Genomic DNA, 13793 nt, shown 5'->3' with positions numbered 1-13793 from the left:
ATCAGCTGGCGGCTGGCCAGTAAACCGGATTGGTGGCGAAGTCTGGCGGGATCGGCGCCATGCTCTTCAAATCGCTGGCAGCGAAGATATGGCTCGCTTTGTGAGCCAAGGCCGCGTAGCCGAAACGAAGCACGGTCGGCGCATCCATTGGTACGCGGGAATTGTCGGAAGCGATCCACTCGAACACTTCCGGTCCACCGGGATCGAGAAGCTGGCGCCAAGCGAAATTTCCGGCCTGGGCACCAAACAGCATCATCGCATCCGACGCGGCCTTGTGCGCGCCCATGATGTTTTCGCGCGCCTCTTTGTCGGACTGGTACAACACGCCTTCGAAGATGAAGCCGGCGGTGATGCGCCGGTCACGCTCGACGTCCACGTCAGAGGTGGTTGGAGCGGGGTCCAAGAAACGCGCCTGGTCGAAGCTCCACCGCTGCGAAGCGGAAAGCGGAGCAACCGGAACTGCGATAGCACTCCCTGGCGCAGGTCCCTCAAAAGCTCCGAGCCACTCGCCGTCGAACGTTACGTAGAATTTCTCGCTCATGGTTTAGCCCTCAGCACGATCTTCCAGCTTGTCAGCGTCAGCGTTATTGCCACACCGGTACTAAGGTTGAACGTCAATCCGATCGCAGTATTACCAATCCTACCGTATATGTTCGTGGCATCTGCCCACACCATCACACCATACCCGGCGGTGGAGCCGATGTGGTTTGTCGTGACGCGGATCTCATTATCAACTTGAAAATTGAACTCAGGGGACGTGCACACGGCGTAAGCTTCGTAGAACGTTGGTTTCACACCGAAGCCATGAGGAGCTTGAACAAGTCCGCCGAGCGTAGGAGTGAGCGGATTGCTTGAGAACTTCCGCTCAAGTACCGCAATCCTCGCCCGCGCGTCGGTGACATCGTTTAGCACCTGCGCTGCCGCTAGTGTCCCCGCATCAACGGCCGCACCGTAGGCCTTGATGTAGTAGGTGACCGTCATGTTGGCAGGTCGGGTCTCCGCCGCAACGCGAGGAGCACCGTTGACCCCATCGGTTACGGGAGCGCTGCTATTGACCTGCTTGTACAGGGCACCGTCACCGAGCGAGGGGTTCAGATAGGCGAACGAACCAGAGTTGTTTCCAGGCGTCGTGTGTATATGACCTTGGAACGCATCTTCCTGCACCGAACCAAAGGTTCGCCCGGCATCACGCGTCTGCCCACTTTTCCAGCCGCGCTTGAAGAGTGCGTCGCCGCTCGGCATGACAGGGTTGCCAGAACCGTTTACAGCCCATCCATTCGCCAAACCGAAAGCCCGAAGCTCCGGAAGAGCTGCCGTGATCTCGAGTCCCGAGACCACTTTGACATAGCCGGGGATTGCGGATGTACCGTTGCCGTAGACGTCGATGACCGTGCCGATCGGGACAGCGCTGAGCGCATCGACTTCCGCCTTTGTGTAGACGTCAGTCTTTGCCGCCTTCTCACCCAAAAGCGCCAGGATCGTTGTTGCGAAATTCGGATTGTTACCAAGTGCGGCGGCCACCTCGGCAACGGTGTCGAGCGTCGTTGGAGCCGCGCCGACCACTGCCGCGACTGCCGCGTTGACTACAGCCGCCAGGCCGACGATATCGCCAGTGGCATGCTGATGCGGACCGAGTGCGGCTATCGCCGAGGACGGCACCCATTGACCGCTGGCATTCTTGACCAGGACGTAATTGTTCGCCGCGCCGGCCGCACCGCTCACGCCGCCATCCGACGAACCCACAGAGCCGGCCTTTCAGTCCGGGTCGAAGTCCTGACCATGTACTCCCGGGAGGGAACCCTGCCGCAATTGGAGTTTGGTACCCTGGATAGGCAACATGGGACGATCTGACCCCACAAGATGATGGGGCAGTGGGCTAGGCGGCTGCCATCGCGCGCTTGCGAGTTAGGGCTTTACCCAGCGCCTGACCGGGGATCTCAATCCATCTGTATCCAATCGCAGCAATCAGATATGTGACCGGCACGGTGATCGCCAGCGCGGTAGCCCATCGGGCCGGGTTTGACATCGGATGGTTCGCGATAAGATACGCGATAACTGGTTGCATCACGAGAAGGTGGGCGAGGTAGGCGCCAAACGAGAGCTCGCCGAGCAGATGGAAGAACCTGTTCCCAAGTAAGCTACTGATCTTCGACAGCAGCGGCCTGAGTGGTTGCCACACCACACGGTGATGAAGGAGAAGGAAGAACACTCCGACAATCGCCAGCCGCGCACCGTGATGGATTACGCCCATTGCGCCGCCGATCGGGATCAACATAAGCGCCGCCGACAGAGCGGCGGCTAACCAGACACGCTTCGCGTCCGCGCCGAGAACACTTGCCATCAAAATTCCCACCGCGAAGACATGCATCTTCAAAGGCAAGAATGCAGGCATTGGGAAGCGATATCCAAGCGCATAGGAAATCACCGCAGCAGCCAGGCCGGCGAACACAACAGCACCCATGCCCACAAAGAGGTTCAAACGTTTGATGACGAGCATCACAAACGGAAGCACGAGGTAGAACTGCATTTCGAGGCCGATACTCCAATCAGGGAGCGCAGTTCGATATGCATATCCCGGTATGGCGCCGAAGGCGAACGTCAGATGCGCCACCCAATTCCAGAAGCTTTGATCGAGGTAACGCCCTGCCGGCTGCACCGGAACAGAGTTGTAAGCGTCGATCACTACCCGGGCTTCGTAGATCGCGGGGCCGAGGGCCATCGCAAAAATCAACATGATGTAATAGAGCGGCGCAATCCTAAAAAAGCGGCGCAGCCAAAATGTTCGCCACGTGGATGGTAGCTCCCATGGTTCCTTCGCTTCCCGCAGCCGATAATGAAACACCATCAAGAAGCCAGAAAGGACAATGAAGAGATCTACGCCAAGGTCCGGATCACCGATTAAAGGCACCCGGAACCGGGTCAAGAGGTGCGCATGACCTATCAAAACCCATAGCGCAGCGATACCTCGCAATCCATCCAGGCACTCAATGCGGTTTGGCGCAGTTTCGGTCATTAGGCTGCCTCCGATGGAAATGCAGTATTCCTGCACCATCTAGACGATTACAGCAACCGGATGATCCAAAGAGTGTGAGAGCTAAGATCGCAGGTACGACTGCGCCTCTGACACGTACTAGCTACCGGGCGAATTCGGATCTATCCTGACCTGGATGAACGCTGAATAGCGGATGCGCGAGGCGGGAATCGTGGAAGACGCCAAGGTCCTTAGCGATCTTGAAGATATCGCCTCGCGCACCGCCAAGGCGATCGACGCCTTCGACAATCTGACGTGGACGTACTGTCACGGAGACTGTCATGGCTTCAATGCCAGGATCAACGACGCGGGTGACGCGGTTTTCTTCGATTTCGATGACGGCGGCCCCGGATACCTCGCGTACGACCTGTCCGTGTTCCTGTGGGCGAAAGTGTCTTTCGGCCGAACGTTGACACCGATGTGGGACGCGTTCATCGAGGGATATTGAACCGCACCGGGTACGCCTTCAACAACGGCAAGATACATGTTGCCGAAGCCAAAAAGTTGACCGGGCGGCGTTGGAACACATGGAAAAGGACCTTGAGCGGCTGGTGAGCGCGGGTCTGCTGGAGTTCGTGTCAGGGCAGTATTCCGGCGATCCAAAGGCTCATTACGCCATCGTCAAGCGCTAGTACACGGCGGCCAGACATAAGCTGCAGAGCCGCATACTGATCGGTACGAGTTTCAGCATTGCTAGCCTCAAGTTGCGAAAATCGGCGAATGTGACGAACTACACGTTTTTCACGGCCGGCACTGTGGGTTGGCGGCGTCGCGGGAGGACTGATGCGCGCGGTCCTGCTTTCTTTCCTGGAACAAAGTCTCAAGTCGTGCGTTGCGGCTCCATGTCCGGCTGACGGCCGAATGGCGCGATGGGTGCTTGTCGAATGGATGATGACCGCTTGACCGGCGTTGGCCGGCCAATCCGATCAGGACAAGACATCGGCCAGGATGGCATTTCGGGCGGGCATCGGCCGGCAATCCGGGTAACCGCGATCATCCTTCTTCTCTCTCCGCTTTTGGCGTCGTGTTCCGGCGTCCAGTCGGCACTCGATCCGGCAGGCCGCGAGGCGAGCGCGGTCGCAACCCTCTTTTTCGTTATGCTGATCGGCGGCGCGGTGATCTGGGCGGGTGTCGTCGGACTGCTGTTCCATGCGGCGCGCAAGCGTCGAACCTATTCTGAAAAAGGCGCGGGGCAGCTCATTCTCTGGGGCGGCGCCGTTTTGCCCTCGGTTATCCTTGCGGCCCTCCTTTCCTATGCGGTCTGGCTGATGCCCAATGTCCGGCCCTGGTTCCAGGCGGAAGATCGCGGTCTGCGGCGCGTCGAGGTGACGGGCGAGCAGTTCTGGTGGCGGGTGCGTTATCTCGACGACGGTGGCGCGGTCGTTTTCGAAACGGCCAACGAGGTGCGCGTGCCGACCGGAAAGCGCGTCGTCTTTTTGCTGAAATCGCCCGACGTCATCCATTCCTTCTGGATACCCGTGCTCGGCGGCAAGATGGACATGATACCCGGCCGTGAGAACCGCCTGACACTGCAGGCGGAAAAGCCCGGTACCTATCGGGGCGTCTGCGCCGAGTTCTGCGGCGCCAGTCACGCGCTGATGGCTTTCACCGTCCATGCGATGGAACCGGAAGCGTACGAGGACTGGTACAAGGCGCGGCAGGCATCCACCGGCACCCGTGACGCACAGGGGTTGGAACTGTTCCTCAGACATGGCTGTGGTGCCTGCCATGGCATTTCCGGCACCGAGGCACGGGGGACAATAGGCCCCGATCTTACCGCCTTCGGCGAGCGTGGCTCGGTTGGAGCCGGAACCTTGGCCAATGAGAAGAACCAAATTGCGCGATTTCTGCGCGATCCCGACGCCGTGAAGCCGGAGGCCCGCATGCCTCATTTCAGCATGCTGCCGGAGGCCGAGATCGATCGGATCGCCGCCTATCTGAAAGGGCTCAGATGACCATGGAGCTCGGCAATTTTTCGCCGGAGGAGAGGGCGGCACAGGAGGAACGGCTCCGAAAGGTATGGGAGACGCCGAAGGGCGTCCGCTACTGGACGTCTGTCAACAACAGCGAGATCGGGCTGTGGTACGGCGTCACCGCCTTTGCCTTCATGCTGTTCGCGGGCCTGCTCGGGCTCTTGATGCGCCTGCAACTGGCTGTGCCGCAGAACGACTTCATCTCCGCCGAGCTCTTCAACCAGGCCTTCACGCTGCATGGCACGGTGATGATGTTCCTGTTCGCGGTGCCGATCTTCGAAGCGGTTGCGATCTTCCTGCTGCCGTCGATGCTCGGTGCCCGGGAGCTGCCGTTCCCGCGGCTGTCCGCCTTCGGCTTCTGGAGTTTTCTCATCGGCGGCGTCTTCGTCTGCGGTTCGATCTTCTTCAACGCGGCGCCGAACGCCGGCTGGTTCATGTATCCGCCGCTTGCGACCGATGACGAATATGCCGGCATCGGCGCGGATATCTGGCTGCTCGGCCTGTCCTTCATCGAGGTGGCCTCGATTGCCGCTGCCGTGGAGATCATCGTCGGCATCATGAAATGCCGGGCGCCTGGCATGCGTATCAACATCATGCCGATGTTCGCCTGGTATCTCCTGATCGTCGCGGGCATGATCTTGTTCGCCTTTCCGCCGTTGATCGCGGGCGACATCCTGTTCGAGATGGAGCGGATGTTCGACTGGCCCTTCTTCGACGCGAGGCGAGGCGGCGATCCACTGCTTTGGCAGCACCTGTTCTGGATATTCGGCCACCCGGAAGTCTACATCATCTTCCTGCCCGCAATCGCGTTGATGGCGATGATCGTGCCGACCTTCTCGCAGCGGCCGATCGTCGGTTATTCCTGGATCGTGCTGGCTGCCGTCGGTACGGGTTTCCTGAGTTTCGGGCTCTGGGTGCACCACATGTTCGCGACCGGCCTGCCGCAGATCTCGCTCGCCTTTTTCTCGGCGGCATCGGAGGCGGTGGCGATCCCGACCGGGGTGCAGATCTTCGTGTTCATCGCCACCATGCTCGCCGGCCGGGTGGTCTCTTCGGTGCCGATGCTGTTCGGTGCCGGCGGGCTGATCATCTTCGTGATCGGCGGGCTGACGGGCGTCATGGTGGCACTCGTACCGTTCGACTGGCAGGCGCATGACACGTATTTCGTCGTCGCGCATCTGCATTACGTATTGATCGGCGGCATGCTGTTTCCGGTCGTCGCCGGCATCTATTACTACTTTCCGTTCGTGACGGGTAAGAAGCTCAGCGATGCCTGGGGCAGGGCCGCTTTCTGGCTGATGTTTGCCGGGTTCAACATCGCCTTCTTCCCCATGCACTTCTCCGGCCTGCGCGGCATGCCGCGGCGGGTCTTCACTTATCCGGAAGATATCGGCTGGGACTGGTTCAACCTCATTTCGACCATCGGCGCCTTCGTCTTCGCCGCCGGTGTCGCGACCTTCGTCATCGACATTTTTCGCCCGAAACAACAGCCGGCAGGGCGCGACCTCAATCCCTGGAACTCCGGGACGCTCGAATGGACCAACGATCCGTCGGAAAGCTGGGGCATGCGCTCGGTGCCGATCATCAACAGCCGCTATCCGCTCTGGGATCAGCCAAACCTGCAGGCGGATATCGAGGCCGGGCGCTTTTATCTGCCGGATGCGAAGTCCGGCAAGCGCGAGACCCTGGTGACCTCTGTTCTGGATGCGAAGCCGATCCAGTGCCTGCGGGTCGGTGGCGTCTCCTACGTGACGATCATCGCGGCGATCGCTCTCGGCGGCGTGTTCATCGCGCTGACATTCAAATTGTGGATCACGACGATCGTCTTCGCGATCATCACCTTCATCGCCATCATTCACTGGCTCTGGAACGGAACGGCGCCAATCCCCGAAGCGCCGGAGATCGATGTCGGGCTTGGCCTTAAATTGCCGATCTATGTCTCCGGGCCGGCTTCGGTCGGCTGGTGGGCGATGTTCATCACCATGGTCGGCGACGGCACGGCGTTCGCGAGCCTGATCTTCGGCTATTTCTTCTACTGGACCATCCATGACAATTTCACCGCGATCGCCAAGGGGCCGGGCGTCCTGTGGCCGATGGCGGCGCTGGTGCTCTACGTCATCGGCTGGGCGCTGACGCTTCTGGCGCGCCAACTCAACGACAAGGGCCGGCCGGATGCGCGGTTGGCGCTCACCGCAGCCTTCGCCGTTTCGGTCGCCGCTTCGCTTGCGGGCCTTGCCGGTCCCTATCTGCATGGCATGGATCCGACCGCACATGTCTATTCGGCCATCGTCTGGATCGTCGTTATCTGGACGGTGACGCATGGCGTGGTCGGCGCGATCATGCAGGCCTATTGCCTCGCCCGCAGCGTCGCCGGACGAATGACCGCGGAATACGACCAGGATATCCGCAATATCGTCCTTTACTGGCACTTCATGGCCTTCACCGCCGTCGTCACTTTCGCGGTCATCGGCCTTTTCCCGCTGGTGGCGTCATGAAAAGCATCATTCCGCGCGAAGTCGAAACGCTTTGGACCCTATTTACGGCGCCGACCGTCTGGGCGCTGCATTTCATTGCCTGTTACGCCACGGTTGCAGTGTTCTGCGCCAAGCGGCTGCCATCCTCATTCACTTTCGACGGCGTGCGGATCGCGCTTGTCATCGTGACTCTGCTGGCGCTGGCGATGATCGTGCTGGCGGGTTATCTTGCCTGGCGGCAATGGGGGTTCGGAGCGGCTGATCCGCCGCATGACGAGCCGACCTGCGATGCCCGCACCCTGTTCCAGGGTTTTGCGACACTGTTGCTGTCCGGCCTCAGCTTCGTCGCCGTGGTTTTCGCGTCCATCCCGCTGATCTTCATTGCGGAGTGTCAGCCATGACAAAGGCGGCGCTCACAACCGGCCTCGTCCTGCTGCTGTTGCTGTGGGGCGTGTTTCTGCCCTTTGCCGACCGCAATTCCTTTTCCGTCCACATGATTGCGCATATGGGAGTGGTGGCGGGCGCAGCGCCGCTGATTGCTGTCGGAATATCGGGGACGGAGCGGGACTTTACCGCCGGCCGGCCGTGGTTCACTCCCCTGCTTGCCTCTATCACCGAGCTTTTAGCGGTCTGGATCTGGCATATCCCGGCGCTGCGAGCGCTTTCCGAAAGCTCGATCCTTTTCGCGGCACTCGAGCAGGCAATCTTTTTCGGGGCAGGGCTGGCGCTTTGGCTCTCCTGCCTTGGCGGATGGCAGACCGGGAAGGAGGAGCGGCGCCTTGCCGGCACGTTCGGTCTGCTTTTCACATCCATGCATATGACCCTGCTTGGCGCGCTGCTGGCACTTTCGCCGCGTCCGCTTTATGGAGAAGGAGACGTGACCTGCCTCGGCGTCACTCTCGACGCCGCCGCGGATCAACAGGTCGGCGGCGTTGTCATGCTGCTGGTCGGCGCTGCGGTCTATTTGGCCGGCGGCGTGGCGCTATTGGCCCGCACGCTGAAGGCGCCGGTGCCGGATCGCTGAGTCGCGGCGGAAAAGTGGATATGCTCCGCTCCGGTTGGTTGGAAGAGCAGGTCCACAGGTCTGCGGTTGCGGGACAGGTCGCCTCCGGTCATTGGAAAATCTCGATCTTACGGAGAACGTGTCGTTGTGGCGTGGAAAAGGCGGAGGAAAGAACGGTCGACCGTTGACATCGTCGTTTGCATGACGCTGATCGATGCCATCTCTCCAGCCATCCGGCGCGGCGCTGACCTTCCTGCCCAAATTGGCGTTGCAAGTTTCAGGCTCTGGCTTATTTGATGGAACGTGAACAACGGATATCGGAGTATCAGTTGAATCAAACCCGGCCAGCGCTCCTTCTCGTCACTGCGTCGCTCATCCCGCTCATCATTCTCGCCGCAGTGATGGGCAGGTTCTTCATTCAGGAGCAGCAGAACGCGCTCGACGCCGACATTCGCAGCAAAGCGACGGCCATGGCCGCCACGCTTCAGCGCGAGCTTAAAAGCCAGATTCAGCTTCTGACCGTCGTTGCGGATTCGCCCCGTCTCGATCCGCCGATTCCCCGTTCCGCTTTTGCCGAGACCGCTCGACGTCTGCGGGAGCGAGTGCCTGAATGGGAGCAGATCCGGATATCGGACGAAAAGGGCGAGGTGGTGCTGTCGCTGCCGCCATTGGAGGGTTCGGTTGAAAAACAGGTCGTGGACATCGAGAGCCATCAGGCCGTGGTTCGCACGGGCGGCGCTGTGATCGGCAATGTTTCGATCGGGCCTCGGGGGCAGGCGGCCTTTGCCGTAAGGGTTCCGATCCAGAGGAATGACAAGCTGCGAGCTATTCTCTCGGTTGTCATCCGCCCGACGATCGTGACAAACCTCCTCTACGCCAACGGGTTGCCGGAAAACTGGGCGGCCTGGATCGTCGACGGTCAGGATCGTCTTGTCGCTTCAACCGGTGCTCCTGCTCTCGCCGGCAACGCGGCAAGCGAGTTCGCAAGCTTTTCCGGAACGGATTTTGGTCTGGCAACGCTCAAAAACGGGCTGGAGTTGCGGGTTGCCGAAGTTGCGCTGGGGGAAACCCCATGGCGGGTGAGGGTAGGTCTGCCGGTTGCCGAATACGACAGGCTGGCACGCAAAGCGACATTGCTGCTCGCCGCAGCCAGCTGCTTTACGCTGCTGCTCTCAGGCTCGGCTGCATTTCTCTTTCACAGGGAGATTAGGGCCAGGAACCGCGAACGCGAAAGCATGGCTAACTGGCAGCGAATGGATGCGCTTGGAAAGCTGACAGGCCAGGCGGCCCATGATTTCAACAACCTGCTCATGGTGTTTCAGTCCGGCGTCGAAGGCATCAGGAGGAGGCGGAACGACGAGCAGCGGGTGACGCAGCTCCTTTCGCACATGAGTGACGGAGTGACGAGGGGAAAGACGATCACCCAACGACTGCTGTCTTTCTCCAGGCGCTCCAACCAAGGTGCCGGACATGTGGAGCTGGACATCAAGCTTGCCGAATTGAGACCGCTGCTGCGACAGGCGGTCGACGACACGATTGTCATGGACATCAACGTTCCGGATGACATCTGGCCCGTTCATGTGGATCCCGCGGGTCTCGAGATCGCGCTGATCAATTTCCTGACCAATGCGCGCGAGGCTATGGGCAGCGGTGGTCAGGTGACGATCTCGGCAAGGAACGTCCTCGATGGCGCTGCGGAAGATCCGACGCTTCAAGGGCAATTTGTTGCCTTGACGATCGCAGACACCGGAACAGGGGTCGCATCCGCGCATCTGGGGCGGGTTTTCGAACCGTTTTTCTCCACGAAGAAGAACGGCGGTCCAGGTCTCGGCCTGACCCAGGTCCATAGCTTTGCGAAGGGGAGCGGCGGTGCCGTCAAGGTGTCGAGTGTGGTTGGCCACGGCAGCGCCTTCACGCTGCTACTCCCCCGCTCGAACGAACAGCGCATTCCGCGCGAACCCGCAAAGCAGGCGGTAGATCTTCCTGGCCGGCTTTTGATAGTGGACGACACGCCATCATCGCTGGAATCGGTGCGCCTGGCTTTGGAAGGACTGGTTTCCACGATTTTCGTGGCGACAAGCGGCAGCGAGGCAATCGAGGTTCTCGAACGTCACCCGGAGATCGAGGCCGTGATCAGCGACATCATGATGCCGGGCATGTCCGGCATCGAGCTTGCCGAGGAAATACGTCGGAAGAACTCGCGCCTGCCGGTTGTTCTGATGACCGGCTACAGCGACAAGCTTGAGGCCGGCACGGAGGTCGGGTGCCCGGTTGTGGCCAAGCCGTTCAAGATCGAAGACCTAGCTGCTTCACTGGAGGCGGCTCAAATATCGACGGAAAAATCGACAAACGTTGTCCGCCTGGAGATTCCGGCGAAAAGCTGATCGGCTCGAGAACGCTTCAACTTACCCGACCAGGCTAAGCGGTTTGTGGACCTGCGGTGGAACGGGAGCCTCCAGAAGCCCGGTCAGATATCGTCCATAGGCGCTCTTCCCATATTGCCTGGCGAGGCATTCAAGCTGAACGGCGTCGATAAAGTTCAGGCGGTAGGCAATCTCCTCGGGGCAGGAAATCTTGACACCCTGCCGGCGTTCAAGCGTCGACACGAATTCCGACGCTTCCAACAGACTGTCCGGTGTTCCTGTGTCGAGCCAGGCATACCCACGTCCCATCATCTCGACATGGAGCGTGCCGCGATCGAGATAGGCCTGATTGACGTCGGTGATCTCCAGTTCGCCTCGGGCGGAAGGTCTCAGGTTGGCCGCAATGTCGATGACGTCCTTGTCATAGAAATAGAGGCCGGTAACCGCCCAGTTCGAACGAGGGCGTTCCGGCTTTTCTTCGATCGAAGCAGCCTTCATCTGCTTGTCGAACTCGACCACGCCGTAACGCTGCGGATCGTTGACATGGTAGGCAAAAACCGTAGCGCCGCTTTCCCGCGCCATGGCGCTCTTGAAGAGGTCGGTAATGCCATGGCCGAAAAAGATGTTGTCGCCGAGGACCAGGCAGGACGAACTGGAGCCGATGAAGTCGGCGCCGATGATATAGGCCTGCGCAAGGCCGTCAGGAGAGGGTTGTTCGGCATAGGACAACGAGAGGCCCCATTTGGAACCGTCACCGAGCAGCAGCTGAAAATTCGGGAGATCCTTGGGGGTCGAGATGATCAGGATGTCGCGGATCCCCGCCAGCATCAGCGTCGACAGGGGATAATAGATCATCGGCTTGTCATAGATCGGCATCAACTGTTTGGACAGCACCTGGGTCATCGGATGTAGCCGCGTACCGCTGCCGCCGGCGAGAATAATCCCCTTCATCACTTCACCTCCCGAACTTTCTGTTTTCAAGGTCGACCGGCTCCAGCAGGCGCCTGACGACATATCCCGTCGAACCCCGCCAATCGGGCATGACAATGCCGTGGCGCCTGTAGAGTCTTGAACAGTCCAGTTGCGAATTGGCCGGTCGCCGCGCCGGCGTCGGATAGGCGCTGGTGGGGATGCGGACGACCCTTGCGGAAGGCCCGCCATTCGCTGCCGAAATTTTGAAAATCTCGTCTGCGAAGTCTGCCCAGCTCGCCGCGCCCGTTCCTGCCATATGAAAGATGCCGCGCAGTGCATGGTCGTTTGAAGCCAGCAGATTTTGCCCGACGGCGATGATGGCATCGGCAATATCGATCGCCGAAGTCGGGTTGCCGATCTGATCGTCGACGACCTGCACCTCTTCCCTTGCCTCAGCGATCCTCAGCACCGTGCGCAAGAAATTCCGGCTGAACGGGCTGTAGACCCAGGCGGTGCGAAGGATGGCATGATTTTCGGTTGCTGCGGCGACGTTCCGCTCGCCCACCAATTTGTCGCGGCCATAGACGCCAAGCGGTGCGACCGGATCGGATTCGACATAGGGGGAGGACTTGCTGCCGTCGAAGACATAGTCTGTGGACAGGTGGACGATCGGCACTCGGAGCGCTGCCGCTACGCGCGCCAGTTCCGCAGGACCTGTTGCGTTGACGGTAAAGGCCACCTCCCGGTCGATTTCGGCCTGGTCGACCCCAGTAAAGGCGGCAGCGGAAACGATCAGATCGGGACGGGCGGCTTCGACGGCTGCAGCGATTGTCTCCGGCATCGCTAAATCGAGTTCAGGGCGGCCAAGCGCAATGATCTCGACATCGCTTCGCTTTTTCGTGTTTTCGAGGAGAGACTGAACGACCTGTCCCTTGAGCCCGGTTACCACGTATCGCTTGGGATTACCCATCATCCAGCCCCGGCCTTGAGAAGCCCGAGGCGACTGCCGTCATATCCCTGGCGAAGCGGCGCCCACCACCATTCATTGTCGAGATACCAGCGCACCGTCTTTTCGATCCCGGTCTCGAAGCTCTCCTGCGCCTTCCAGCCCAATTCCGTTTCCAGTTTGCCCGCGTCGATCGCGTAACGTGCATCATGCCCCGGCCTGTCGGTCACGAACCGGACCAGATTTTCATGGGGGCCTCCGCTCGGCCGCAGATCGTCCAGGATCGCGCAGATGCGTTTTACAACGTCGATATTGCTGCGCTCATTGCGGCCTCCCACGTTATAGGTTTCGCCGACCCTGCCGCGCTCGGCGATGAGATCCAGCGCCCGGGCATGATCCTCGACGTAAAGCCAGTCGCGAATATTCGCGCCGCTCCCATAGACTGGCAGAGATTTGCCTTCGAGCGCATTGAGGATCGTCAGCGGGATCAGCTTTTCCGGAAAATGGAAAGGGCCGTAATTGTTCGAGCAGTTGGAGACGATGACCGGCATGTCGTAGGTGCGTGCCCATGCCTTGGCGAGATGGTCCGATGCGGCCTTCGATGCAGAATAGGGTGAACTCGGGTCGTAGGGCGTTGTTTCCGAGAACAGCCCATCCCGCCCTAGCGAGCCGTAGACCTCATCCGTCGAAACATGCAGGAAGCGGAAAGCATCCTTTTTCCGACGCTCAAGCGACGCCCAGTACTCCCGGACACATTCGAGCATGGTGAAAGAACCGAGAATATTGGTTTCGACGAATTGACGCGCACCGAGGATGGAACGGTCGACGTGGCTTTCTGCGGCCAGATGCATCACGCGGTCCGGCCCGAATGTCGAAATCGCGGAGCTCACCGCCGCAGCATCGCATATGTCTATCTTGAAGAACCGATAGGACGGCTTGGCTTCAACCGACCTCAGCGACGTCAGCGTGCCGGCATAGGTCAATTTATCGATGTTCAGGACCTCGTATCCCTTTTCGAGCACGAGGTGGCGGATGACCGCCGATCCAATGAAACCCGCCCCACCGGTCACAAGCACGCGCATGCTTTGAAT

11 protein-coding genes and 1 pseudogene are annotated in these 13793 nt (G+C 60.0%); 6 read left to right on the top strand and 6 right to left on the bottom strand.

The window, feature by feature from the left end:
• Position 1: 1 nt before the first annotated feature.
• From RG540_RS12050 to RG540_RS12040, 3 genes are all read right to left on the bottom strand, one after another.
• The gene (locus RG540_RS12050; RefSeq protein WP_038588171.1) at positions 2-541 is read right to left on the bottom strand and encodes a DUF4376 domain-containing protein; all 540 of its coding nucleotides are present in this window, start codon (positions 539-541) and stop codon (positions 2-4) included.
• Positions 538-1722, bottom strand: coding sequence for a hypothetical protein (locus RG540_RS31130; RefSeq protein ID WP_051909369.1), 1185 nt, complete (start codon positions 1720-1722; stop codon positions 538-540). Before RG540_RS31130 ends, RG540_RS12050 begins: the two co-directional genes overlap by 4 nt.
• 154 nt (positions 1723-1876) lie before the next feature.
• Positions 1877-3013 carry an acyltransferase family protein gene (locus RG540_RS12040; RefSeq protein ID WP_038588168.1) on the bottom strand — a complete coding sequence of 379 codons (1137 nt, stop codon included), beginning with the start codon at positions 3011-3013 and terminating at the stop codon, positions 1877-1879.
• A 184-nt stretch (positions 3014-3197) separates the two neighbouring features.
• Between RG540_RS12040 and RG540_RS12035 the strand changes: the two are divergent.
• The 6 genes and pseudogenes from RG540_RS12035 to RG540_RS12010 form a co-directional block, all read left to right on the top strand.
• Positions 3198-3476, top strand: a pseudogene (locus tag RG540_RS12035) (phosphotransferase); the annotation flags it as partial.
• Positions 3477-3915: 439 nt separating this feature from the next.
• Positions 3916-4986, top strand: coding sequence for a cytochrome c oxidase subunit II (gene coxB / locus RG540_RS12030; protein ID WP_080724928.1), 1071 nt, complete (start codon positions 3916-3918; stop codon positions 4984-4986).
• Entirely contained in the window at positions 4983-7499 is a 2517-nt protein-coding gene (gene ctaD, locus RG540_RS12025) for a cytochrome c oxidase subunit I (protein WP_038588162.1), read from the top strand. Before coxB ends, ctaD begins: the two co-directional genes overlap by 4 nt.
• Positions 7496-7879 (top strand): hypothetical protein, encoded by a 384-nt coding sequence (locus RG540_RS12020; RefSeq protein WP_038588159.1) that lies wholly within the window; start codon positions 7496-7498, stop codon positions 7877-7879. The genes ctaD and RG540_RS12020 overlap by 4 nt, the downstream gene beginning before the upstream one ends.
• On the top strand, positions 7876-8502 hold the full coding sequence (locus tag RG540_RS12015) for a cytochrome c oxidase assembly protein (RefSeq protein WP_038588156.1): 627 nt from the start codon (positions 7876-7878) through the stop codon (positions 8500-8502). Before RG540_RS12020 ends, RG540_RS12015 begins: the two co-directional genes overlap by 4 nt.
• Before the next feature lie 308 nt (positions 8503-8810).
• Positions 8811-10865, top strand: a complete 2055-nt coding sequence (locus tag RG540_RS12010; RefSeq protein ID WP_038588153.1) for a response regulator — start codon at positions 8811-8813, stop codon at positions 10863-10865.
• Positions 10866-10886: 21 nt separating this feature from the next.
• On the opposite strand, the gene rfbA is transcribed toward RG540_RS12010, so the two are convergent.
• Genes rfbA through rfbB form a run of 3 tightly spaced genes read right to left on the bottom strand, consistent with a single transcriptional unit; the run spans position 10887 to position 13784 of the window.
• Positions 10887-11795, bottom strand: coding sequence for a glucose-1-phosphate thymidylyltransferase RfbA (rfbA, locus tag RG540_RS12005; RefSeq protein WP_051909367.1), 909 nt, complete (start codon positions 11793-11795; stop codon positions 10887-10889).
• Positions 11796-11799: 4 nt separating this feature from the next.
• Entirely contained in the window at positions 11800-12729 is a 930-nt protein-coding gene (gene rfbD, locus RG540_RS12000; protein ID WP_080724926.1) for a dTDP-4-dehydrorhamnose reductase, read from the bottom strand.
• Positions 12726-13784, bottom strand: coding sequence for a dTDP-glucose 4,6-dehydratase (rfbB, locus tag RG540_RS11995; RefSeq protein WP_038588148.1), 1059 nt, complete (start codon positions 13782-13784; stop codon positions 12726-12728). The genes rfbD and rfbB overlap by 4 nt, the downstream gene beginning before the upstream one ends.
• Positions 13785-13793 lie beyond the last annotated feature (9 nt).

The sequence above is a fragment of the Neorhizobium galegae bv. orientalis str. HAMBI 540 genome, from assembly GCF_000731315.1.
Classification (GTDB): Bacteria; Pseudomonadota; Alphaproteobacteria; order Rhizobiales; family Rhizobiaceae; genus Neorhizobium; species Neorhizobium galegae.
This window is presented reverse-complemented; position numbering and strand designations above follow the sequence as displayed.